Consider the following 24,336-nt stretch of genomic DNA (forward strand, 5'->3'; position numbering starts at 1 on the left):
GTGAAGGTATTCGCCGCGGAAAAGTCGCGGGGCAGAGAGAAATTCTACACCCCCTCAAACGTCGTTTCGAACTCACAGAACCGACGAGAGGCACACTAGCGCAGCTAGAACTTCGCTACACCCTCCAATTCTTCCGGGAGAACGGTTGTAGGGTAGGGGTGTAGAAATATGGAGGTGGTCAGTTTGTCTGTCGCACCGCGCGCGTCGGTACGTCAATCCGTAGATTGAAGAGAGAAGGCCTAAACGTCCAGCACGGATTTTTACGGGTGAACGAATCGCTGAGGGCCGAATTGCCCGAAATCGACACAGAAGTGTGGGTGTATCCCCCGATCCTTCCTTTGGGAGAGTAGTCTGTTCGCTAAACGGCGATACCCACTCATTCGCCGGAACGAGCATTTATCCGAGAATGTGGCCCTCTCACGGCGGATCTGTGCATTCGCGTTATGTGGAGTAATCGGCGATTCTTTAGGCTGAAACCCCGGAATTCGACACAGATACCGGGGATGTACCGTCAAATTCGAGTTTCGGCGCGCTCCACATCGCATTCGAAGGTGGTTCCACATACTACCTTAGGCACGTTCGAACCTCGAATCAGTGCAGATAGTCCATCTCTGCCGTCAGAACAGCCAAAAAACTGCCTGGCATGCACGTGCCGGAACACCTGCTCTCTCGAACCTCGATTTCAGTACGCTACACCCCTTTCCACAGTCATACTCCCGGAAATCGGGTGGTTTCGTAACGAGGGTTACAGCGCCAGAAGCAGACGTTTTGACGAGAAGCAGAAGGAACGAATGGGGATAGCCGTGGTGTTCCAGAAGGTGTAGATAATCCACAAACTTGGTCAGTTCTATTCGTTAACACCGTAGAAGGAATATCGGAGGTACTAAGGCGTAAAATAATGAGCGCCCAATTGAAGGCACAGCATTTCGGAAGCGGCCTGTATTGGCTCTGCTGTATCAATGGCTTCCGATACGAAGTTCTCGCAGACTGAAACGAAAAACTCAGACTCGTCTGACGTAGCGAACGAGGGCGGAGCTTCTACGTTGTCTGCGACTTCGACCGGGCGAACGCGACGGTCTGTTCTAAAAGGAATCGCCGCCGCGGGGCTGGCCGCCCCGCTGGCGAGCGCGAACGCGAGCGCGCGCTCGCCGAGCGACTACGAGGATCGGTTCGGCACCATCGTCGACGTCACCGACGCGGGCGCCGACCCCAACGGCGACGAACCCATCACGGGCGTCCTGAACGAGCACACCGACGACGACACGCTGCTCTACTTCCCCGAGGGACGCTACTACGTCGACCGGCAGTTCCGATTCACCGGCTTCGACAACTTCGGGATGGTCGGCGACGGCGCGACGCTCGTGCCCGCCGACTACTCGAACTACCGCGACGACGGCGGCAACTGGCGGATGTTCCGCCTCGGCATTCACTACCGACCGGGCCGCGACCTGCTCTTCGAGGGGTTCACCGTCGACCAGACCGCCGACAACACGGGGCTGCGCGTCATCGAGGCCGACATCGCCGACGGACTGGAGGTCCGCGACGTGAACGTCGTGGGTAAACACGATAGCGGTGTGAAGGGGCCCGGACGCTTCTGCGTCAACGACGCCGACGGTAGCGGTATCGTCGAGAACTTCAACGCCCCCGACGGCGGCGCGTGGGTCCACAATACGCCCAACGAGGGTAATCTTTGGCGTGGCCCGACAGGCATCCTCTGTAACCACTACAACCGCGGCCAGATTACGTTCAAGAACTGCTCGCTCGGCAGCTTCCCCGACAACGGTCTCTACGCCCTGAGCGACGGCGGACAGGTCCGCGTCGAGGGCGGCCATTACGAGAACAGCTACGGCTCCAACATCCGCCTCGGCGGCCCGAAGAGCTACGTCTCGGGGGCGACCGTCGAGGTCAACGATGGCGGCGGCCAGAACACGAATCAAATCGGTATCCGACTTGAGCACGGCGACGTGCGTGTCTACGGGTCCACCGTCAACATCACGCAGCCGAACGGGGCCGCCATCCGCACGATTCGCCCCAGCAACGTCCACATCGACCGGACCGACATCGTCGTCCGCGGCGATATCGTCACGCGCGGAATCAACATCAGTCCCAGCACCGGAAGCGTCACCATCGACGAGAGTACCATCGACTTCGACACCGCCGGCGGGCCGGCCATCCGCATCGAAGACGCGGGCGACGACCCCGAGCGCGTCCTCATCGAACAGACGAAGATTACCGGCGATGCGGGCCACGAAACGAACCGCGCGGGCATCTGGAGCAACCGCGACAACGTGAAGTACCGCGCGGTCGACGTCCGCCAGACGGGATCGAGCCTGCGGCGCGCGCTCGTCAACAACGGTGACGACGCCCTCATCTACGACAGCAACTTCGTCGGCAGCGATACTGCGGTCTACAACGTCGGCAGTGACGCCTGGATCGAGTCCATCCGCGCCGAGACGAACAACGGCAACAAGGGTGTTTGCCTCAAAGACGGTAGCGACATCCTCGTCAAGAACAGCACCATCGAGAACGGCATCGAACTCGACGGCGTCGACGACTACCGCGCGTGGGGCAACGAGTACCCCTGATTTCGCTCGCGCCGATCCCGTACGCACCCCGATCTTTTGCTCGTGGGTTCAGGTCGTCTCGACACCGGTGATGCAGTTCCATTTCGAGGATTTTTGTCGGCGTGGCATCCGCAGTCCCGAGAAGTCACTCCTCCACGCGTTCTGCCGACGGATATTTCTGGACAATCCCTACGCCCGAGTGGCAGTTCGCAATCGACAGCACGCTACCACCTTCGTGTTGCGATCTCTGCCTCTCTATCACGTCATCGTCGCGTACACGTTCGGTCACGCGTTCAACCACGAACGATACGGGGCGTACGGCCGCGCATGGGCGGCGTACGTCCGCGACCCGGACGGACGGCGGGTCGAACTCAAGATTCACTGAAACCAGTGTGGTCCGCCACGAACGAGAGGACTCCCGAGTGCCAAGCAGCGTCGAAGCCACCGACCCACCACGGACCGATACTATTTGGCGATTGGCTTGGTACGACGTAGCAACGTATGTCCGCGACGCCCGACCGCGACTCGTTCGACCTCTGTGAGGCCACCGTCGACGATATCCACACCGCTTTCGAGGCAGGAACACTCACCGCCGAGGCGCTCGTCGAGCGCTACCTCGAACGAATCGAGGCGTACGACGACGAACTGAACGCGATTCTGACCGTGAACGACGACGCCCGCGTGCGAGCGGAACACCTCGACTCCCGTTTCGAAACCGACGGCCTCGTCGGCCCGCTGCACGGCGTGCCCATACTCGTGAAGGATAACCAGAACACCCACGACATGCCCACCACGGCGGGGGCGCAGGCGCTCGCCGAATCCGTGCCACCCCGAGATGCGTTCATCGTCGACCAACTCCGTGATGCTGGCGCCATTGTCCTTGCGAAGACGAACCTCCAGGAGTTCTCCTTCGGCGTTGACACCATCAGTTCGCTCGGCGGCGAAACCCGTAACGCCTACGCGCTCGACCGGCGTCCCTCGGGGTCGAGTGGCGGGACGGCCGCGGCGATCGCGGCGAACCTCGGGGCGGTCGGCACGGGCTCAGACACGTGTTCGTCGGTGCGGTCGCCGCCCGCGTTCAACAACCTCGTCGGCGTTCGACCCACTAGGGGACTTGTCAGTCGGACCGGTATCGTCCCCCTGAGCGAGACCCAGGACACGGCCGGCCCCATCACGCGGACCGTCGCGGACGCCGCACGGCTGCTGGACGCGATGAGCGGTTACGACCCGGACGACCCCGTCACTGCGCAGGGCGTCGGGCGGGTCCCCGAAGACGGCTACGTCTCCCACCTCGACGAGCGCGGACTCGACGGTGCGCGAATCGGCGTCGTCCGCCAGTTCTTTGGATTGCAGAACGAGACGAGCACCCATGAGGCAGCGGCCGAGCAGGTGACTGCCGTCATCGAGCACGCCATCGAAGAACTGGAGGCGGCGGGCGCGACGGTCGTCGACCCCGTCGCAGTCGCGGACACCGACTACCTGAAATCAGCTCGCGTCCTCCAGTACGAGTTCGAGCGTGACGTCGACCGCTATCTGGCGGCGCTGGACGACCCGCCGTACGACTCACTGGGAGAAATCGTCGAGTCGGGGACGATTGCACCGGCGGTCGAGGCCCGCATCGAAGCTGCCGGAATTCTCGATATCGACGTCGAGGCGCTCGAGCAGAACACGGGATACCTCCGGCGGCTCGAACGACGGCGGCGGCTCGCGGTCGACATCGAACGCCGACTGGTCGAGCAAGACCTCGACGCACTCCTGTATCCGCCGTCGACGATTCCGCCTGTGGAGATTCCCGAGAACCAACCGTTCGAAGAGATGAACTGCGAGTTGGCCGCCCACACGGGTTTGCCGTCGATCGTCGTTCCGGCCGGCTTCACGGACGACGGGCTGCCAGTCGGCGTTGAACTCCTGGGCCGAGCGTTCTCTGAATCTCGGCTGTTCGAACTCGCGTACGCGTACGAACAAACGACGAACCACCGACGGCCGCCCGAGGGCTTCGGCGAGAGTGCGTGAACGGTATGTAGAGCAGCGGTCGAAGGGGTCCTCATCGGGTGAGTCGAGTACCGCGAACTCGACAATCAATCGCTTGCCCCCAGACCGACCAAAACGAACACCGTTTTCCGAGTCCCAACCGCCCTATCACGTATGACCGAAACCGAACCGACCGCACACCACTTCGGCGTGACCGTCACCGACCTCGACCGCGCGGTTGAGTTCTACAACGAAGTATTGGGCCTCGACGTCCTCGACCGATTCAGCGTTTCCGGCGAGGAGTTCTCGAAAGGTGTCGGCGTCGACGGCGCGACCGGAAACTTCGCGCATCTGGACGGCGGGTCGGCCCGCGTCGAACTCGTCGAATACGACCCCGAAGGCGACGCCCACGACACAGCGCACGTCAACCAACCGGGCGCGAAACATCTTGGCGTCGCGGTCGACGACCTCGACCGTTTCTACGAGGAGCTCCCGTCGGATGTCAAAATGCTGAGCGAACCCCAGACGACCGCGAGCGGGACGACAATCTGCTTCCTCCGCGACCCAGAGGGTAATCTCGTCGAACTCCTCGAAGCCTGAGTAGAACTTCTGAGGAGCGTCGCTCCCGAGTGGAACCTCACTGGCGTTCGACACACGTAGGGTGATATCCTCACTCGCCGTACCCGGCGAGACTTCCTCACTATCGAGCAATGAGAGTAGATGCACCACTCGCGATCATAAGCGACGCATCGGACTGGAGGACTCCACAGGCTTCCACATTCGATGAGCGTCCCTGAGACGGTCGTTTCGCTATCGTCGGCGTCGCCTGCTGGTCCCTGTCGATTCACACTCAGCGAATTCACCCGCAAGAAGCCCTGTGTCGTGAGTCTTGGTGAAGTGTGAGCGGATGCATCCGAGAGGGAAAGAAAAGAGCGGTGTAAGTCGAAGTGCTGAAAAACGGGCGCAGTGCCCGGTGAGAAAGCAGCGTGCGCGCACTCTCTAACAGAGCGAACGACCAAGGCTCGTCGACAGGCTCACTGGTCGTGCATTCACACATGGCTGCTGTCATGCGGTTTTCCGGGATAGCGGGGCACCGACACGACAACCTATGCGAATACCCACGATTCTGCAATGGCGAATCACCGGCTATCGCCAGCGAGCGTCCGAATACCACCATCTCGTGGACGCGCACGTCCCATGGCCCACGGCCATCGAAAGACGTCACACTCTCCATCAAAACACTGGTCTTACCCTTTTTTGCGGGTGTTCAGGCCGGGTGTGAAGATTGAGTGACTCCCGGAGAAAGGGCGAGCAGTGATTTCGAGGCTGGAGAATGGTTTGATTCGACTGTGATTCAACCGTGACCTTCTGATGAAAGAAAGAGAGCTGTTCAAGAGGAGTGCTTCTGACTGAGAATTTGGATATCGCATCTGTTTTTCGAGCGCTTTCGTATTGGTACACGAGTTTGCCCATGGCCTCGGACAACTCCTCGCTGGGCGTCCTCGACCAGGAAGAAAACTCATCGAATTAGATAGTAGACACAACTACGGCCAGTACTCTTAGTATTCTCCGGAAAGTAGTGAAATATATAACGATGTACGACCTCACCGGCTTCCAGCGCGACCTGCTGTACGCCATCGCGGGCAAAGACGAACCACACGGCCTCGCCATCAAGGAGGAACTCGAAAACTACTACGACAAGGAGATCCATCACGGCCGCCTCTACCCGAATCTCGACACACTCGTCGAGAAGGGTCTGGTCGAGAAGGGGCAACTCGACCGTCGCACGAACTACTACGGACTCACGAGTCGCGGCGACCGAGAAATCAGCGCCCGCCTAGAGTGGGAACAACAGTACATAGACGACGAACAGGAGGAGTCCACGAGAGCCGAGTAGCTGCTCCGTGGTAGTGTCGTGGAACGATAACTCAGTGGAACTGCCTCCAGCGTCGAGGCCAACAGACGGCGGTACCACACCGAACCGCTCATTCTGCGAGTCCGAGTCGCTCCTCGCCCATCCGCTCGCCGCTCGCGGCGAGCCGTCGCCCGTAGTCCAGTCGGTCGTCGGCCCACGCCGAAAGCGCTCGGTCGAGTCGGTCGCACCGGTCGAGCGCCGCGTCCAGGGTCACCCCGTCGCCGGCGGCCTTCGAGGTGCCCGCCGCGGTGTGCGGTCGCGCGACGAACGCCGCGTCTCCGAGCAAGCACGTCCGGTCGAAGACCAGCCGCGGAATCCGAAGGTCGTAGATGGCCTGCACGAACGGCTCGTCGGTCCCGGCGACGAGACGGGTGAACACCGCCGGAAGCACGTCGTCGGCCCGTTCGAGTTGCGCTCGGACGACTCGCTCGCACGCCGCGCCGGGCGGCACCGAGAACGTCCGTCGAACGCCGGAGTCGTCGGTCAATAGCGCCTCGCGGTCGACCGTCGCGCCCGCGGGGTCGTACCAGACCCAGTTGAGCCGCCGCGAGCCGGAAGCCACCGACCCGTCTTCACCGGGAATCAGGTAGCCCAAAATCAGCAGGTTCGACCCGGAGTAGAAGACGAAGGTGTCCTCGAAGGCTTCGACGACCTCGTCCGGAAGTTCGGCCTCGGGGACCACCCCGCGCCACGCCACGTAGTCGGCGAACTCGGGCGAGACGTCGGGGAGGAGTCGCTCGCGGGTCGCCGACGGACCGCCCTCCGCGACGCCGAGGAGGTCGGCCGCGACCGTCTCCCCGTCGGCGAACCTCGCAGTGGCCAGGTCGCGCTCACCACCCGTCTGGACTTCGACGACCTCCCGGCCCATACGATAGCGGTCGTCCGGGAACGCCGAACGAAGCTGGCGGTATACGCCGTCCCACGAAGTGAAGGTCATCGACTCCTCGTACGATCGGGCGACGCTTCCGTCGCGGTCCAGGTACTCCCTGCGCTCGGTCGCGACGGTGAGGTCGTCGGGGTCGGCGATATCGTACTCCGAGAGGAATTCGAGGACGTTGGGCTGGGCGACGATGCCCGCCCCGCGACTCTTCAGTTCGCCGGCAGACTGCTCGTACACCGTGACGTCGTGGCCCGAGCGGTCGAGCGCGATGGCCGCGAACAGTCCGGCCATCGACCCGCCCGAGAGCACCACGTCGAGGGAGTCGGTGCCGTCGTACACGGTGTAGAGTACGGAACCCGAGACACGAAAGTCGCGCGGCCCTCGCGTGTTCGACGAACTTCGGTGCAGCGAGCGCGGGCGCCACCACGTTTTTCCCGTCGGAGTGAAACCATGGAGTGATGTCTCAGACCGAACTGGCGCAGTGTCCGATCTGCGGATGGACCGGCCAAGTCTCGGACCTCGAAGAATCCGGAGGCGGAACTGCGTGCCCCGCCTGTGGACAATCGATTCCGGTGTAGCGTCACGGGGTCACGAACGGAAGACGTTCGACCAATCTGCTCTTTTCGAAGGGCACGCTCGATAACCGAGAGGAAGTCTCGGAGTACCGATTCCGTTCTCGCCCTCGCTTTGAGGAGGCCATCGGTCGCTCTCTTCAGAGGACGTAGAAGGGCCCGTCGAGCTACGGCGAGAACGTCACGGACCCCGTGACGGGAACAGTCGCCGACGGCGACGGTGCGCCCATCTCGGGGGAGGTTCACTTCGACCCGTGGCTCGACCGGCCGGCGAACGCGACGGTGACGGTCGAGTCAGGGTCGTAATCGTCCTCGGATTCCCCTTGGGAACTCCGTTCTACTATTTCAAAACCAGAGCATCGACGCAGACCCACACCCCGTAACGAGTGACAACACCGACGACGGCAGGCGAAAATTGGCTGTCGAGACACACCCCACAACGAGTGACAGTGGGACCTCATCGAGGTTGGACTGAGAAAGTGGGAACAAAATACTGCACAAGATTCGCGCACTCGGTGCAGGTATGTTCGTTACGTTCTCACTCGGTGTCCGGAGTGGGATGCCAAGTGACTATATACATAAAGCCACTCTATAATACAAAATAGCGTAATATCGGCGGCTCTAAGACACCTCACTCGTTATGCGGTATCGCTGCCTTTATTACCTGAGTGTAATAGCTTTCACCTATGACGGGTGCGTCGGAATCGGACTTCAGCGATATATTCGAGACAGGAGATGTTTTTGCTAATCGGGAGTTGCTCCGTGTCGGTCATGTTCCGGAGTTAACCCGAGTTGTCGGCCGAGACGAAGAAGTACAAGAGGTCGGAAGTTCGCTGGGACCAGCGATACAAGGCGGTCCACCGGAGACGATAATCGTCTACGGGAAAACGGGGACAGGCAAGTCACTCGTTACGCGGTGTACCACTCGAGAGGCCCATCGGAGAGCAACCGAAAACGGGTACACCCTCCAATACTCATACGTTGATTGCTCGGACTACCAGACGGAAGCGAAAGCCAGCCGGGAGATGGCGAAGGAACTCGGCAAGAACCTTACTGCCGAGGTAGATATCCCACGCGTCGGCATCAGCGCCTCAGACTACCGAGACATCGCCTGGGAACTACTTGATGAACACGATGTTGATTCGTACATCGTCATTCTCGATGAAATAGATAAACTTGAAAACGACGAGATAATACGGAGTCTTTCAAGGGCACGTGAAAGCGGAAAAGCCGACGTGCACGTCGGAGTTATCTGTATCAGTAACAAAATCGAGTATCGAGAACGGCTCAACGAACGAGTCGATTCGAGTTTACAGGACAACGAGCTGTTCTTCCATCCGTATGACGCGAACCAGCTTCGGGACATCCTCGAGAACCGTCGAGACGCGTTCAGCGAGGGTGTCCTTGCGGGTGACGTGATTCCGAAGGCGGCAGCACTCGCTGCACAGGAGCACGGAGACGCTCGAAAGGCCATCGATATCCTGTACGAATCTGGACGGCTCGCAGAGAAGGTTGGCGATGAAACAGTCACCGTCGCCCACGTCGACGAGGCTCAGACCGAAGCGGAGGTCAACCGTTTTCAGGAGTTAATCAGTGGAACGACGCCGCACGTGAAACACACGCTTCGAGCACTTGCACTCCTCACCGAGAACAACGATCGAAACGCATTTCGAACACACGAAATTTACACCTGTTACGAGCGACTTGTCGAACAAGAAGGAAGTACTCCGCTTTCGGAGGACCGTGTGTACCGCCTTCTCAAAGAACAATCCTTCTTGGGAATCACAGAGAGTAATCACACTGGCGGTGGACCCGGGGAAGGAAGCTACCTCGAACACCGACTGATGGGTGACTCTCAGGTCGTAGTCAAAGCTGTGGAGCAGAGTTAGGTGAACTTGGTTTTTCGCATTGCCGTTTCAGAGCATTTATCGCTGATTCTAGTAAGTCACCCGCAGATTTGGTCACTCGGTACGAGGTGTGTCCATTCCTAAGATTCAATCTGGAATTGTAGCTGTCACTCGGTGTGAGGTGTGTCCGTTCTACGCAGGAAGGTGCCAGTCAACCACGGAGAGAGTGTAATACCTCATTCGGCATCCCAATGGAAGAATGATGATACGCAAACACGGCAGGTACTGACGTCAACCGACTACTCCGGTCGTTCGTCGAGCGGTTTCCGCATCTCCGGTTCGTCGAGATGGCAGGCGATGCAGTGCGACTCGGACTCGCCTTCGACGTCTGCTAACGACGGGTCCTCGGACTCGCAAATCTCACCGATTTTCTGGGGACAGCGCGTGTGGAACGAACACCCGCTCGGCGGATCGCGCGCGCTCGGAACGTCTCCCTCCAGTTTGATTCGATTCGTCTCCTCCTCGGGCGCGAGCGACGGAATGCTCGACAGAAGCGCCCGGGTGTAGGGGTGGTACGGCGGCCCGAAGATATCCGCGACCGGGCCCGATTCGATAATCTCGCCGAGGTACATGACCGCCACGCGGTCGCAGATGGCCTCGATGACGCTCAGATCGTGGCTAATGAGGAGGTACGACGTGTCGTACTCCTCGCGGAGTTCGTCGAGGAGATTAAGGATGCTCGCCTGGACGCTCACGTCGAGCGAGGAAACCGGTTCGTCGAGGATGACCAACGCCGGGTTCGCGGCGAACGCCCGGGCGATGGCGACCCGCTGTTGCTGGCCGCCCGATAGCTCGTGCGGGCGCTTCTCGACGATGTCCCGTCCGAGGTTCACCTGCTCGAGGAGCGACTCGATTCGCTCGGTTCGTCCCACTTCGTCTTCGTCGGTGAACAACTTCAGCGGTCGCTCGAGTATCTGCCGAACGGTCTTGTTCGGATTCAGGCTCGCCTCGGGATCCTGGAAGATGATTTGGCACTCTGCCCGGAAGTCGTCGACGCCCGATTTCGCGAGTTCGGAGATATCCTCGCCGCGGTACTCGATGGTGCCGTCGGTCAGCTCGTGAAGTCGGAGGAGCGTTCGACCGAGGGTGCTCTTTCCGCACCCACTCTCGCCGACTAGGCCGACGGTTTCCGACTTGCGGACTTCAATCTCGACGTCGTCGACCGCTTTCACCGGATCGTGGTCGCCGAGCAGGTTCTGGACGAACGACCCCTCGTCGTAGTACTTCTGTACTTCGTCGGCTTCGAGAATCGGCTCGCCGGGGTCGTATGTCCGACCGTCGCCTGTCTCGACTTCGATGGGATTGTCGACGACGGTTCTCCAGCGGTGGCACCGCGACTCGTGGCCGGACTCGACCGTCTCCATCTCGATATCCCCCGCGTGACAGTCCTCGGTCGCGAACTCACAGCGGTTGGCGAAGATACAGCCCCGAGGCAGTTCGAATAGGTCGGGAATCCGCCCGGGAATCGGCCGTAGGTCCTTGTTCGTCCCGAGTTCCGGCGTGGTCGCCAATAGCGCCTGCGTGTAGGGATTCGACGGAGACATGAACACGTCCTCGACGCTGCCCTTCTCCATCATCTCGCCGGCGTACAGGATGTTGACGCGGTCGGCGATCTCGGAGATGACGCCGAGGTTGTGAGTGATGAGGAGGATGCCCGAGTCGTACTCGGTCTTCAGCTCCTCTATCAGGTCGAGGATCTTCGCCTGGGTCGTCACGTCGAGGCCGGTCGTCGGTTCGTCGAGGATGAGCAGGTCCGGGTTGCACGCCAGCCCGATGGCGATGAGCGCTCGCTGCTGCTGGCCGCCCGAGAGTTCGTGGGGATACCGCGTCGCCGCGTCCTCGGGGTCGGGGATGTTGACCTGGTCGAGAACCTCGTGGACGCGGTCGGTCGCCGACGTCTCCGCCGCGACGCTTTGGTGGAGTTCGATGGTTTCCTCGATCTGTTCGCCGATGGTCAAACTGGGGTTCAGCGCCGTCGAGGGGTTCTGGGCGACGTGGGCGATTTTGTTCCCGCGAAGTGACCGGAGCTCGCCCTTCGACGCTGCCAGTAGGTCGGTGCCCTCGAAGTCGATCGAACCGCCGGAAACCCGGCCGTTGCTGTCGAGGTACCGGACGATGGCGAGCGCGAGCGTGCTCTTTCCACTACCGCTCTCGCCCGCGATGCCGAGGGTTTCGCCCTTCTCAAGCGTCAGCGATACGTCTCGGAGCGCCTTGATGCTGGTGTCGCCGACGTCGAATTCCACGTTCAGCGAGTCGACGTCCAGCAGCAGTTCGCCAGACTGTTCGGATTCGGTGTGTGTTCGTTGGGTGCTCATCGTGATTTGTTAGCCGTCTTCGGGTCGAGGACGTCTCTGAGGCCGTCGCCTAGCAAGTTCGTGGCCATTATCGTCAGCATCAGCGCGAGACTCGGCCAGATTAGGTACCACGGCGTCTCGTAGATGTGCTGGCGAGCCGTCGCGATCATGAAGCCCCAGTCGGGGTACGGCGGGCCCGAACCGAGGCCGAGGAACGACAGCGACGTCGCAATCATGATGGCGTAACCGACGCGGATGGAGCCCTCGACGACGATGGGCGCCGTGACGTTCGGCAGTATCTCCCGAAAGAGAATGTGAACGTCTGACTCGTTGCGCGCCTGCGCGGCGAGGACGTAGGGTTCCTCGCTCTCGACGAGAGTCGCGGATCTCGTGACGCGCGCAATACGTGGCGTGAACACGAGGCCGATGGCGATGATGACGTTCAGTACGTTCGAGGGGAGCGCGACGAGGATGAGCAGGCCGAGCAACAGCGTTGGCACGCTCATCACGATGTCCATCACGCGCATCAGCACCTCGTCGACGCGACCCTTCGAGTAGCCGGCCACGAGACCGATGGGCACGCCCAGCGACAGCGAGAGCGCCGTCGCGCCGAAGCCCAACAGGAGGCTCGTTCGCCCGCCGACGATGACCCGCGACAGCAGGTCGCGTCCGAGATGGTCGGTCCCCAGCAGGTACTGACCACTGGGCCCCTGATACCGGTCGAGGATGTGGTTGGCCAGCGGATCGTAGGGGGTGATCGTCTGGCCGAGCGCCGAGACGACGATTATCGGGACGAGTATCGACAGTCCGACGACGGCCTTTCGGTTGTGGAGCAGTTCGTACACGAGGTCGGGCACGCGAAGTCGGTCACGGAACGAAGTCGTATCCTTCGTCGCCATCAGCTATCACCTAAGGTGATTCGGGGATCCAACGCGGAGTACACGATGTCAGCCACGAGGTTCGCGAGGATGAACGCGGCCGTCGGGATGAGGATGCCTGCCTGGATAAGCGGCAGATCGCGATTCGAGATTGCCTGAACTACGAGGCGGCCAATGCCGGGATACGCGAATATCTCCTCGATTATTACCACGCTGCCCATCATCCAGCCGAAGTTCAGCGCCAGTACGGTGATGGTCGGCAGCAGGCCGTTGCGGAGCGCGTGCTTGAACAGCACCTTCGATTCGCCCATTCCCTTCAGGCGGGCGGTCCGGATGTAATCGGACTCGAGGGTTTCGACCATCGACGAGCGGGTCTGGCGGAGGACGTAGGCGAAGACGATGACGTTCATCGCCAGCGCCGGTAACAGCAAGTGGTAGAGCCACGGCCAGACCCCCTGATTGAGCGGGACGTGGCCACCACTCGGGAACAGGTTCAAGGGCGGCCTTGTCAGCGCGAGCAACAACAGCGTCGCGCTCACGAACGACGGGACGCTCACGCCGACGTACGCGAGGTTCGTGATGGCGCTGTCGACGATCGTGTCACGCTTGGCGGCGACGAGGACGCCGAGCGGGATCGCCGTGACGATGGACATGGCCATCGCGACGAATGCGAGTTGCATCGTCCGTATCAGTCGCGGCCATATCATCTGGAGGACCGGCTGGCCCGAGATGAGGCTCGTCCCGAAGTCCCCCGTGAAGACGCCGACGACGTAGTCGACGTACTGGACCGTGAGCGGGCGGTCGAGTCCGAGTTGGGCGCGGGTCTGTTCGATGGCCTGGTCGGTCGCCTGCGTCCCAAGGATGACGTTGGCCGCACTCCCCGGGAGGACGTGCGTGATGACGAAGACGGCGCTCGCGACGACGAACAGCGAGAGACACGCCACCGCCACCCGTTTCACCAGATACAGTTTGTTCATTGTTGTCTCTCTTCGATAGTGGCTGGGTTAGTTAGACTGTGAAATAGCGGCGTACTGGAGGTGATCCTTGATCAGCGTCGGGTACAACTCGTAGTTCTGGACGTTCTCGTTGTAGGCGCCGAAGATGTCGGGGAACACCGTCTCCAGCCACGCGCCCTTCTCGTGGTTGATACGCTGGCACTTCGCCAGCAGTTCCGCGCGCTTCTTCTCGTCGGTCGCGGCCACCGCCTTGTTTAGGGTCTTGTCGTACTCCTCGTTGCTCCACCTGGCGGTGTTCCACTTCCCGTCGGAGTGCATCGCGAGTAGCGGAATCGTACTGTCGACGACGCGCGTCGACCAGTTGCTCACGTACCAAGTGTCGTCCTTGTTCCAGTGGTTCGACAGCCAGTTCTCCTCGGTGAGCCGCTTGATCTTGAACGTGATGCCGATCTTCTGCATCTGCTGTTTGAACACCTGTGCCAACACCTGCTTCTCGGGACGGCCCGTGTCGTAGAAGAGAGTCGGGAGCTTCAGACCGCCGCCGTGGCCAGCTTCCTTGAGCTTCTGTTTGGCCTTCTTCGGTTTCGCGGTCGTCCCGAACATGTGGCCCTTGTCCAAACTGTCGTCGTAGTACTTGTGAATCGGCGTAATCGGACTGTGGTGACCGATTGAGCCACGGTTCGAGATCGCGGCGAGCATTTGCTTTCGATCCATCCCGTACTTCATCGCCTGGCGGACGGCCAGGCTCTGGAACGGTTTGATGGTCGTGTTCAAGACGATCGGCATCTGGAGCCCGCTGGTCCGCTGGGTGAGCTTGGCCTGTCCTTTGACCTTGTTGGTGAGCTTCGCTGGCAGTCGACTCAGGCTGTCGGCTCGCCCGTCGGTGAGCATGTTCACCCGCGCAATCTGGTCCGGCTGGACCTTCCACGTCATCTTGTCCAGATACGGGAGCGGCTTGCCGTCGACCCCGGCGAGGTGGTAGCTATCACTCGCTTTGAAGGTGGTCGAATTGCCTTTCTGCCAGTTCGTGACCGTGAACGGACCGCTGCCGTAGTCCGTCTGTTCGAGTTTTGAGGGGTCGTCTTCGAGCACGTTCTTCGGCGCGATGCAGAACGTGCTCCCCGTCTCGGAGATGCGGCGCGGATACTCGGTGTCCGAGCGCTTGAGGGTGAACTTGATCGTATGGTCGTCAATGACCTCGACGCTCTTCAGCGGCGAGAGGTCCTTCTCGCAACCCGAACACTTGTCCGACCGCATGAAATCGACGGTCGCCTTGACGTCCTCGGCGAGCACCTTCTGGCCGCCCGTGTTGGCGAAGGTGGCGTTCTTCTGCAGGTGGAACGTGTACTCGGTGTAGTCGTCGTTCGTGTCCCACTTCTTCGCGAGGTTCGGTTGGACTTTGAACTCCCGGTCGACGCGCGTCAGTCGATCGTACATCGTCTCCTTGGCGAGATAGTCCGCTTTGTACCCCTTAAACGGAGAGAGTGACTGCATTCCCTGCCCCCACGCGACTCGCATGTGACCGCCGCGCGGAAGGTTTTGTGGCGTCTCGGTGTCCGAATCCGTCGTCCCACTACTGCCCGAGTTCGCGGTCTGAGTCGTTCCGCTGCCCTGATCGTTGTTCTGCCCGGTACAGCCTGCGAATCCAGCCAAACCAGCGACGAGTCCGGTTTTGAGCACCGTCCGCCTGTCGTTCGGGGTGCGCGCCATACGTCACCACAACCCAGCAACAATGGTTAACAATTCGGTCGAATATAGTAGTCCCTTTTTATACTAAACCACCTCTCGGCCGAGAATCCGCACCTCTGACCGGAGAGAAATCGAAGAATTCGATTTCGGGCCGGAAGTAGCTCGAAGCGGTTCGTTCGGTCTTCGATCGGCGTTTTCGGCCGACTCGGATCGCGAGTAAATTCCGAAAGCCAAGCGAACGAAGCACTCCGACGAGCGAGATTGGGTCGAGAGTCGACGACCTCCAGGAGTACCGTTTGCTACCCGTACACATGTGCTCCCGAAACGTTAATTCCGGTATCCCACAATCAACGCTCGATTCCATGGTCGAACCCCCCATCGCGAAACAGTACATCGACGGCGAGTGGTGCACGGCCGGAACAGAATCGTTCGACGTGATCAACCCCGCGACCGAAGAAGTGGTCGCGACGGTGCCGTCGGCGACCGACGAAGAGGTATCGAACGCGCTCGCCGCCGCAGACAGGGCCCAGGACGAGTGGAAGAACCGCCCGGGAATCGAGCGAGCGAACCTCCTGCGCGAGATGGGTGACGTCATCGAGGAGAGCGTAGCCGACGTCGCGCCGCTACTGGTCGCCGAGCAGGGCAAGCCGCGTTCGTCGGCCGAGAGCGAAATCGTCGCGACGGCCGACCTGGCCAGGTACGTCGCCGGCTGGGGCCGACGCATCGAGGGCGACATCGTCCCCAGCGACAACGAGCGCGAATCCATCCACCTCCAGCGCCACCCTGTGGGAACCGTCGTCGGTATCGTACCGTGGAACTACCCCATCTCCATCTTCACTCGGAAGGTGTTCCCGGCGCTCATCGCGGGCAACTCGATCGTCGTGAAACCCAGCGAGGAGACGCCGCTGGCGACGATTCGTCTCCTCCAACGATTCGACGAGGAACTCGACCTCCCGGACGGGCTCGTCAACCTCGTTCTGGGGGGCGGCCAGGTCGGCGAGCGACTCGTGACCGCCGACCGAACCGACTACGTGACGATGACGGGGAGCACCGAAACCGGCAAGGCCATCATGCGCGCGGCGGCCGACTCGCTAACGCCGGTTTCGCTCGAACTCGGCGGGAAGGCGCCAGCCATCGTCTGCGCCGACGCCGACATCGACGAGGCGGTCGAGGACGTACTCACCGCACGAATCACGAACGCCGGCCAGGTCTGTACGTGCGCCGAGCGCGTCTACGTCCACGAATCGGTCGCCGAGGAGTTCACCGAGAAATACGTCGAGGCCGCCAGCGCGGTGTCGGTCGGCGACCCGACGACCGACCCGGACATGGGTCCGCAGGTGAACACGGCCGAGTTACGGAAGACCGACGACGCGGTCCGGTCGGCGGTCGACGACGGCGCGTCGGTTCGACTCGGCGGGCAGACGCCAGCGGGGAGCGAATTCGAACGGGGCTATTGGTACGAACCGACGGTCCTGACGGACGTCGACCAGTCGATGGACGTCATCCAATCGGAGGTGTTCGGTCCGGTCACCCCCATCGTTCCCGTCTCGTCTGTCGAGGAGGCGATCGAGTACGCGAACGACGTGGAGTACGGCCTCTCGTCGTACGTTTACACGACCGACTACCGGACGGCCATGCGCGCCGCCGAGGAACTCGAGTACGGCGAGACGTACCTCAATCGTACGCTCGGTGAGGCGTGGCAGGGCCACCACATCGGGTGGAAAGAGTCCGGGCTCGGCGGCGAAGACGGCAAGTACGGCGTGCTGAAGTACACCCAACTGAAGAGCGTTTACCACGACTACAGTTAATATGAGCCGAGCAGCAGTTCTCACGGAGTATGGCGAACCGCTCTCGATCAAAAACCGGGACGCGCCGGAGGTGACACCGGACGGCGTCGTCGTCGAAACCGAGGCCTGCGGTATCTGTCGAAGCGACTGGCACGGCTGGAGGGGCCACTGGCCGGGCACGCCTCCGGAGGGCCACGTACTGGGTCACGAACCCGCCGGAACGGTCGTCGCCGTCGGGGAGGAGGTCGAGACCTTCCGCGAGGGCGACCGGGTCGGCATCCCGTTCAACGTCGCGTGCGGCCACTGCGAGCACTGTTGGGACGGCGAGTCGCAGGTCTGTGCGAACGGACTCAGTCTCGGGTTCAGCCCCGACCTGCCGGGTGCGTTCGCCTCCGAGTTCGCGATTCCCCACGCCGATTTCAACGCCACGCACCTCCCCGAGTCGATGAGCGCCGTTGAGATGGCCGGCCTTGGGTGTCGGTTCGCGACGTCGTTCCACGCGCTGGCGCACAAGGCCAACGTCTCAGCCGGTGATTGGCTCGCCGTCCACGGTTGCGGTGGCGTCGGCCTCTCCGCAGTCCACGTCGCCGACGCGCTCGGCGCGAACGTCGTCGCGGTCGACCTCAGCGACGACTCCCTGGAGATGGCCGCCGCGGTCGGCGCGACCGCCACAGTCGACGCCGAAACGACGGACGTTCCGGCGGAGATCCAGTCCATCACGGACGGCGGCGCGGACGTCTCGGTCGACGCGCTCGGTATCGCCGAAACGTGCCGGAACTCGGTGGCCTGTCTCGGAACGCAAGGCCAGCACGTCCAGGTCGGGATGACGACGGACGAGGAGGCGGGCGAGATTTCGCTGCCCGTCGACGGGATGATCAACGACGAAATCGAGTTCGTCGGGGCGAAGGGGATGCCGCCGAACCGCTACGACGAACTGCTGGGGATGATCGCGACGGGGAAACTCTCCCCGGAGAAACTGATCACCGAGCGCGTGGCCCTCGAAGACGTCTCGGAGCGGTTGGCGGCGATGGACAACTTCGGCACCGTCGGCATCGAAGTCGTCACGTCGTTCTGAGAGACTGCCGGATGCGTTCCGGGTTTTCGATGGTGTCTGTCGACCCCGTTTTTCGTTCACTCCGACCGGTCGAGGTCGTGAATCAGGTCCCAGTTGAGTTCGACCCCGAGACCCGGTCCCGAAGGCGGTTCGACCGCACCGTCCTCGGCGACGATGGGGTCTTTCAGGAGGAAGTCCCGCGACTCGGGCGTCCAGCCCGGCGGTTCGATGGGATACTCACACCACCGCGCGTTCGTACACGCGAGCAAGTGGAGGTTGGCCGCGAACCCGAGGCCGTCGTTCCACGTGTGCGGAGCGAACTCCAGTCCGTGGGTTTCGGCCATGCCCGCGACCTTCTTCCCGTTGAGGATACCGGTCGCCAGCACGGCGTCGGGTTGCAGTACGTCGAGCGAACCCTGCTTCACGAACTCTCGGAAGTGGTGCATTCCGTTGTTGAACTCTCCACCGGCGATGGGGATGTCGGTCTTCTCGCGGAGGCGTGCGAGCCCTGCGTAGTCGCGACGGTCGAGCGGCTCTTCGAGCCAGCCGACGTTACCGATGTCCTCCAGTTCACGGGCCACCGCGAGTGCCTCGCCGAACGACCACTTCTCGACGTCGACCATCGGGACGCTCCAGCCCATGTTGGCGTCCATCATGAGCGTCAGGTCGGGGTACTCCTCGCGAATCTGCCGGGCGGCCTCCAGGTCGGGACCCGGGTCCTCGCCGTGGCAGCGGAGTTTCACGGCCTCGAAACCCTCGTCCACCCGGTCGCGGACGTACTCTAGTCGCTCCGCCGCGGGTTGGCGCTCACCGGTCGAGGCATAGGCCGGAATCGGGTCACCGCTCCCGCCGAGCAGTTCGTAGACGGGCTTGCCGGCGTCCTTGCCGACGATGTCCCAGAGCGCAACCTCGAAGTGCCAGGGCCGCGGCCCCCAGAGGTTGAGCGGGTCCATCTTCTCGATCAGGTGTTCGACGTTCCGCGGGTCCTCGCCGACGAGGAACATCTCGGCGAGTTCGAGGTAGTCCATCCGGCCCGCGAAGCCCGACGCCGACGCGACGCCGGAGATGCCCGCGTCCGTCACGAGTTCGAAGAGAAGGACCTCGTGTTCGGTCTGTTCGTATCCCGGCTTCCAGGCTGGCTCCCAGCCGTGTTCCATCTGGTATCGCAGGTGATACTGATTGACGTCAGTGATCTCCATAGGTGTCGCTCGAAGGTGGTGGGTAGATTCGTATAATAGTTCACCCGAACATGTGTGAACGAGTACCGAAACCGTGTCCGAACACGCCGCCGACCGGCTTCGTGCGGCGGAACGAATCGGAGGCTCCTTTTTGGCCGTACTCGTGCCGGGTAACTTATACCGACCTTCATGTTCAGCACAACGGGAATAGGGGTTTTGCCGGTTCGTTAGGACGATGTCGGTAGAGACTGAACTCAGAACCTACGACCTCCTCGTCGACGGCGAATCGATAGCGGCCAGCGACGGTGACCGATTCGAGACGCGTAATCCCGCGACCGAAACGGCGTTCGCTGAAGTCGCACGGGGAACCGCGGCCGATATCGACGCCGCCGTCGGCGCCGCGAAGGCGGCGTTCTCGAAGTGGAACTCGATGGCTCCCCAGGAACGCGGTCGGCTGCTCAACGACCTCGCCGCCAAGATTCGCGCCCAGAAGGAGAGTCTGGCGCTTCTGGAGACGCGCGACAACGGCAAGCCGCTGTCGCACGCCCGGAGCGACGTGGAGACGTGTGCGCGGTACTTCGAGTACTACGCGGGCATCGCCGACAAGGTCCACGGCGACAGCATCCCGCTGACCGACGAGTACGTCGACTACACCGTTCGGGAACCGCTGGGCGTCACGGGCCAAATCATCCCTTGGAACCTCCCGATAAACATCTTCGGACGGTCGGTCGCGCCGGCGCTGGCGACCGGGAACGTCGCCGTCGTGAAACCGGCCGAGCAGACCCCGGTGACCGCCCTGGAAGTCGGCCGGCTCGCGGTCGAAGTCGGCATTCCCGACGGCGTATTGAACGTCGTCCCCGGTTTCGGCGACGAAGCGGGCGCCGCGCTCGCCGAACACCCCGACGTCGACGGCGTCAGTTTCACGGGCTCGGTCCCCACTGGAATCGAGGTCGGTCGAACCGCCATGAAGAACGTCACGCAGGTCCACCTCGAGCTCGGCGGGAAGAGTCCGAACGTCGTGTTTCCGGACGCCGACTTCGAGAACGCCATAGAGAGCACGATGGCGGGAATCTTCGCGAACGCAGGGCAGGTCTGTTCGGCGGGGTCTCGACTGCTGGTCCACGAGGACATCCACGAGGAGTTCGTCGACGAACTGGCCGACAGGGCCGCCGACCTCGAACTCGGCTCCGGGGACGAGGACCCCGACATGGGGCCGCTCGTCTCGGAGGCCCAGTTCAAAAAGGTCACGAGCTATCTCGATATCGGGCGCGAAGAGGTCGGCGAGCCGGTCGTCGGCGGGGGCGTCCCCGACCGCGAGGGCTACTTCGTCGAGCCGACCATCTTCGACGACATGGACAACGACGCGCGCATCGCCCAGGAGGAGATATTCGGGCCGGTGTTGTCAGTCATCGAGTTCTCCGACGAGGAAGAAGCCATCCAGATCGCGAACGACGTCGACTATGGTCTAGTGGCGGGAATCCACACCGAGAACCACGACCGCGCCCACCGGTTCGCTCGGGACGTCGACGCGGGACAGATTTTCATCAACGAGTGGTTCGCGGGCGGCGAAGAGACACCGTTCGGCGGCTTCAAGCGGAGCGGCTTCGGCCGTGAGAAGGGACTGGCGGCCGTCGACGCCTACACGCAGGTAAAGAACGTCTGCGCGAACATCTCCCGTCGCTGAGAGTCGGCGGACTGCGGATTTTCTCCGTTTCGGAGTCGGTCGACGAGAACCGTTATAAACGGGATGCCATGTTCACCTCAAGCCGTATGTCACATCTTTCGTTACGAATGGGTGATGAGCGTCGAAACGGCCAAGCGGTACTTCGAACTGATGGATAGCGCTTCGGCGGGAACCGACGAGGTCATGGACCTCTACGCCGACGAGCCGGTTCTGCACTCCTCTCGAGAGGGTGTCGTCCGCGGACGCGACGACATCCGAGCGTTCTACGAGGCGAACGGGGAGTTCTTCACCGGCGGGGAACACCACATGGAGCGGTTCCACGAGGCGGGCGACACGGTCGTCTGCGAGGGGTATCTCGACGGCGAGACGCGGGTCGGTCGATCCGCAGACGGCGTGCCGCTCTGCGACGTCTTCCAGTTCAACGACGACGACGAGATCGTCGCCTTCCGGGCGTACCTGGACTACCGCGGGTACGTCGACGAAGTGCCCGAAGACGTCCCGAACGTCAAGGCGGAGGCAGAGGACTGAGATGGCGACCCAAGAGCACGACCAAGAATCCATCCCGGAAACCGGCGAACTGGTCTACATCGACGGTCCGAGGGAACTGGAGTTCAGAGAGTACGAAATTCCCGACCCTGACCCGGAAGCGGTCGTGACGGAAGTCGTACGGACCAACGTCTGTGGCTCCGAGCTCCACGTCTGGAAAGGCGACCATCCGCTGCAGGATTGCGTCCTCGGTCACGAGGCCATCTGTCGAATCAGCGAACTCGGCGAGAAGGTCGAAACCGACAACGCGGGCACTCCCGTCGAAGAAGGTGACCTCGTCGCGCCAGTCTACTTCCAGACCTGCCAGCGATGCGAACACTGCCGACGCGGGGAGTTCTACCGCTGCGAAAACGACTACGAACACACCGGCGAACACCCCGACGTCTGGCCGCACTTCCACGCGCCGTGGGCGACGCACTACTACCTTCACTCGCGAAATCACTTCTACAAGCTCCCCGAGGAGCTGGAATCGAATCCGGGCGTGGCGGCCGCCGCCAACTGCGCGCTATCGCAGGTGATGTTCGGACTCGACCGAACGGGTCTCGAATACGGGGACACGCTCGTCGTCCAAGGCGCGGGCGGACTCGGGTTGAACGCGACCGCCTACGCGAACGAGTGCGGAGCAGAAACCATCGTCATCGACGGGTTCGACGGACGCCTCGAACGTGCGCAGGAGTTCGGTGCCGACCACGTCATCGACTTCCGGGAGTTCGACACCGTCGACGCGCGGGCCGACCGAGTTCGCGAACTGACGGACGGCGTCGGCGCCGACGTCGCCATCGAAGTGGCCGGCGTCCCGGAAGCGTTCGGAGAAGGCATCGAACTGCTCCGAAAAGGTGGTCGGTACCTCGAGATGGGGAACGTTCGGCCCGGCCACACGATCGACTTCGACCCCGGGAAGCTCACTCGCAAGTCGATCGACGTGACGACGGCCGTCGAGTACGACCCTTGGAAGCTCTACGAAGCGCTGGAGTTCCTCGCCGACACCATCGACGACTATCCGTACGAAGACCTCCTCGACGCGGAATACGCACTCGCAGAGGTCGAAGACGCACTCAAAGCGTCCGAAGCGCGCGAGATAACGAGGGCGACACTGGTTCCCAAGTGGTAGCCGGCCGACGCACTGTCGTAGCACAACGGTTATCAGATATCGTCGTAGAACTCCAGCACAACACCGCGAAATTCGGTGCCGAGAATGTTAACGGCAAAAGTGACCGTTCGATACGAAGACGACTGGACGGCCGAGCTCCGGAAGTACGACGTGTTCGGCGAATTTCTCGCCTCCACGTTCCGCGACCGGCAGTATTTCGGTCTTCTCGCGCTCGAAACCGCGGCCGAGGACTACGACGCCGTCGTCCAGACGATCCGAGAGCACGAGAACACGGTATCGTTAGACGTCATCGAAGAGTACGACGTCGAGGGGCCGGATCGGATCTCGGCGACGCTGATGATACAGGGCCAACACTTCGAGTACACTCCGCTTCAACTGCTACTCCACGAAGGCTTCCTCCCACTCGGTGGATTCGGCGAACTCCAGAACGGTACCGAGAGTTTCGACCTGCTGTTGACCAGCCGAGACGACCTGTCGCTCGCCGTCGAACTGCTCGAACGCTTCGGAACCGTCGAAGTCAAATACGTCTCTCGGGAGTTCCAGCGGAAGATAACGCCGAGCGTGACCGTCTGGCACGAGATGCTTGAGTCGGTTCCCGCTCGCCAGCGTGAGATTCTGAACAAGGCACTCAACGAGGGATACTTCGAGATTCCTCGGCAGATCACACTCCAGGAGCTCGCAGACGAGATGGACATCGCCAAAACGACCGCGTCTCAACACCTCAGGAAAGCCGAGAAGAAGATCATGGAGTTCTTCATCAAGTACATCAACCTCTCGGCGACGGACGGCCGCCGAAAGTCCCTCGACCATGACAAGCGCGCCTAGCAGACAAACGGAAAGCCAGTCACTTTCGGCCGTAAGTTAGCACTTGGAGTAAATCGATTAGTAACCGATTGGACGAGTCTACGTGTAAAAGCGGTTAGTGCGAAACGGAGTCGTTTCTCGGTTCGACCGTAGAACGGCCCCTCCGTAGAGAAACGAAGTAGAACCGACAGAAGACCGCCGATAGAAACCGACTCAGATACGGGGACTGACGTAGATTCGTCCGTCGCTATGGACGGAGACGGTGTACTGCTCGACGGTCAGTTCCAGATGCCAGTCCTGGTCGGGCGAGGCGTTCTGGAAAAGCGCGTCGACGGCGTCGACGTCGATCTGCTCGTAGAGGTTCACGTCGAGTTCGGTGATGTCGACGCCCTCAACGTCGGCGAGGGCCTCGCAGATCTTGACGCTCACTTCGTCGGTCTGGGCGGGGTCGTAGCGCGAGCGGTGCTCGGCCGAGATCGAGGAGTGTTTTGCAGTGGTGGGCACAGTTACAAGTAGTCGGTGGCGTGCATTAAACTCCCATCAGAC

Annotated in this window: 19 protein-coding genes; 12 read left to right on the forward strand and 7 right to left on the reverse strand. The window is 61.7% G+C overall.

Annotated elements, in window-relative coordinates:
- Positions 1 to 1,043 precede the first annotated feature (1,043 nt).
- The 5 genes from NGM07_RS08685 to NGM07_RS08705 all read left to right on the forward strand — a co-directional run bounded on the left by NGM07_RS08685 (position 1,044) and on the right by NGM07_RS08705 (position 6,432).
- On the forward strand, positions 1,044 to 2,585 hold the full coding sequence (locus tag NGM07_RS08685; RefSeq protein ID WP_253519526.1) for a hypothetical protein: 1,542 nt from the start codon (positions 1,044 to 1,046) through the stop codon (positions 2,583 to 2,585).
- A 217-nt stretch (positions 2,586 to 2,802) separates the two neighbouring features.
- On the forward strand, positions 2,803 to 2,949 hold the full coding sequence (locus tag NGM07_RS08690) for a VOC family protein (RefSeq protein ID WP_253519529.1): 147 nt from the start codon (positions 2,803 to 2,805) through the stop codon (positions 2,947 to 2,949).
- Between the two features lie 116 nt (positions 2,950 to 3,065).
- Complete coding sequence (locus NGM07_RS08695; RefSeq protein WP_253519531.1) at positions 3,066 to 4,577, forward strand: amidase; 1,512 nt, start codon at positions 3,066 to 3,068, stop codon at positions 4,575 to 4,577.
- Positions 4,578 to 4,709: 132 nt separating this feature from the next.
- Complete coding sequence (locus tag NGM07_RS08700; RefSeq protein ID WP_253519534.1) at positions 4,710 to 5,135, forward strand: VOC family protein; 426 nt, start codon at positions 4,710 to 4,712, stop codon at positions 5,133 to 5,135.
- A 994-nt stretch (positions 5,136 to 6,129) separates the two neighbouring features.
- The gene (locus NGM07_RS08705) at positions 6,130 to 6,432 is read left to right on the forward strand and encodes a helix-turn-helix transcriptional regulator (protein ID WP_253519537.1); all 303 of its coding nucleotides are present in this window, start codon (positions 6,130 to 6,132) and stop codon (positions 6,430 to 6,432) included.
- A gap of 88 nt (positions 6,433 to 6,520) precedes the next feature.
- Here the strand turns inward: NGM07_RS08705 and NGM07_RS08710 are convergent, their stop codons facing one another.
- Positions 6,521 to 7,669, reverse strand: a complete 1,149-nt coding sequence (locus NGM07_RS08710) for an FAD binding domain-containing protein (RefSeq protein WP_253519540.1) — start codon at positions 7,667 to 7,669, stop codon at positions 6,521 to 6,523.
- Positions 7,670 to 8,588: 919 nt separating this feature from the next.
- Here NGM07_RS08710 and NGM07_RS08715 point away from each other — a divergent pair.
- Positions 8,589 to 9,791 (forward strand): Cdc6/Cdc18 family protein, encoded by a 1,203-nt coding sequence (locus tag NGM07_RS08715; RefSeq protein ID WP_253519543.1) that lies wholly within the window; start codon positions 8,589 to 8,591, stop codon positions 9,789 to 9,791.
- A gap of 257 nt (positions 9,792 to 10,048) precedes the next feature.
- On the opposite strand, the gene NGM07_RS08720 is transcribed toward NGM07_RS08715, so the two are convergent.
- The 4 genes from NGM07_RS08720 to NGM07_RS08735 are packed head-to-tail and all read right to left on the reverse strand — an operon-like array spanning position 10,049 to position 15,647.
- The gene (locus NGM07_RS08720) at positions 10,049 to 12,124 is read right to left on the reverse strand and encodes a dipeptide ABC transporter ATP-binding protein (protein ID WP_253519545.1); all 2,076 of its coding nucleotides are present in this window, start codon (positions 12,122 to 12,124) and stop codon (positions 10,049 to 10,051) included.
- Complete coding sequence (locus NGM07_RS08725) at positions 12,121 to 13,002, reverse strand: ABC transporter permease (RefSeq protein WP_253519548.1); 882 nt, start codon at positions 13,000 to 13,002, stop codon at positions 12,121 to 12,123. Before NGM07_RS08725 ends, NGM07_RS08720 begins: the two co-directional genes overlap by 4 nt.
- Positions 13,002 to 13,958: an ABC transporter permease gene (locus NGM07_RS08730; RefSeq protein ID WP_253519551.1), complete on the reverse strand. Its 957-nt coding sequence runs from the start codon at positions 13,956 to 13,958 to the stop codon at positions 13,002 to 13,004. The genes NGM07_RS08725 and NGM07_RS08730 overlap by 1 nt, the downstream gene beginning before the upstream one ends.
- A gap of 27 nt (positions 13,959 to 13,985) precedes the next feature.
- Positions 13,986 to 15,647 (reverse strand): ABC transporter substrate-binding protein, encoded by a 1,662-nt coding sequence (locus NGM07_RS08735; RefSeq protein WP_253519553.1) that lies wholly within the window; start codon positions 15,645 to 15,647, stop codon positions 13,986 to 13,988.
- A 341-nt stretch (positions 15,648 to 15,988) separates the two neighbouring features.
- Here NGM07_RS08735 and aldA point away from each other — a divergent pair, with 341 nt between their 5' ends.
- The gene (gene aldA / locus NGM07_RS08740; protein ID WP_253519556.1) at positions 15,989 to 17,434 is read left to right on the forward strand and encodes an aldehyde dehydrogenase; all 1,446 of its coding nucleotides are present in this window, start codon (positions 15,989 to 15,991) and stop codon (positions 17,432 to 17,434) included.
- 1 nt (position 17,435) lies between these two features.
- Positions 17,436 to 18,488 (forward strand): zinc-dependent alcohol dehydrogenase family protein, encoded by a 1,053-nt coding sequence (locus tag NGM07_RS08745; protein ID WP_253519557.1) that lies wholly within the window; start codon positions 17,436 to 17,438, stop codon positions 18,486 to 18,488.
- A gap of 56 nt (positions 18,489 to 18,544) precedes the next feature.
- Here NGM07_RS08745 and NGM07_RS08750 read toward each other — a convergent pair whose 3' ends face one another.
- The gene (locus NGM07_RS08750) at positions 18,545 to 19,666 is read right to left on the reverse strand and encodes a mandelate racemase/muconate lactonizing enzyme family protein (protein ID WP_253519559.1); all 1,122 of its coding nucleotides are present in this window, start codon (positions 19,664 to 19,666) and stop codon (positions 18,545 to 18,547) included.
- A gap of 214 nt (positions 19,667 to 19,880) precedes the next feature.
- Between NGM07_RS08750 and NGM07_RS08755 the strand changes: the two genes are divergently transcribed.
- From NGM07_RS08755 to NGM07_RS08770, 4 genes are all read left to right on the forward strand, one after another.
- On the forward strand, positions 19,881 to 21,329 hold the full coding sequence (locus NGM07_RS08755) for an aldehyde dehydrogenase family protein (RefSeq protein WP_253519561.1): 1,449 nt from the start codon (positions 19,881 to 19,883) through the stop codon (positions 21,327 to 21,329).
- A 114-nt stretch (positions 21,330 to 21,443) separates the two neighbouring features.
- Entirely contained in the window at positions 21,444 to 21,857 is a 414-nt protein-coding gene (locus NGM07_RS08760) for a nuclear transport factor 2 family protein (RefSeq protein ID WP_253519563.1), read from the forward strand.
- Position 21,858: 1 nt separating this feature from the next.
- Positions 21,859 to 22,986, forward strand: coding sequence for a zinc-binding dehydrogenase (locus NGM07_RS08765; protein ID WP_253519565.1), 1,128 nt, complete (start codon positions 21,859 to 21,861; stop codon positions 22,984 to 22,986).
- Positions 22,987 to 23,070: 84 nt separating this feature from the next.
- A complete protein-coding gene (locus tag NGM07_RS08770; protein ID WP_253519567.1) occupies positions 23,071 to 23,811 on the forward strand; it encodes a helix-turn-helix domain-containing protein in 741 nt (246 codons plus the stop codon).
- Between the two features lie 192 nt (positions 23,812 to 24,003).
- Here the strand turns inward: NGM07_RS08770 and NGM07_RS08775 are convergent, their stop codons facing one another.
- Entirely contained in the window at positions 24,004 to 24,294 is a 291-nt protein-coding gene (locus NGM07_RS08775) for a HalOD1 output domain-containing protein (protein ID WP_253519569.1), read from the reverse strand.
- Positions 24,295 to 24,336: the final 42 nt, after the last annotated feature.

Origin of the sequence: Halorussus vallis, assembly GCF_024138165.1 — an archaeon.
Classification (GTDB): domain Archaea; phylum Halobacteriota; class Halobacteria; order Halobacteriales; family Haladaptataceae; genus Halorussus; species Halorussus vallis.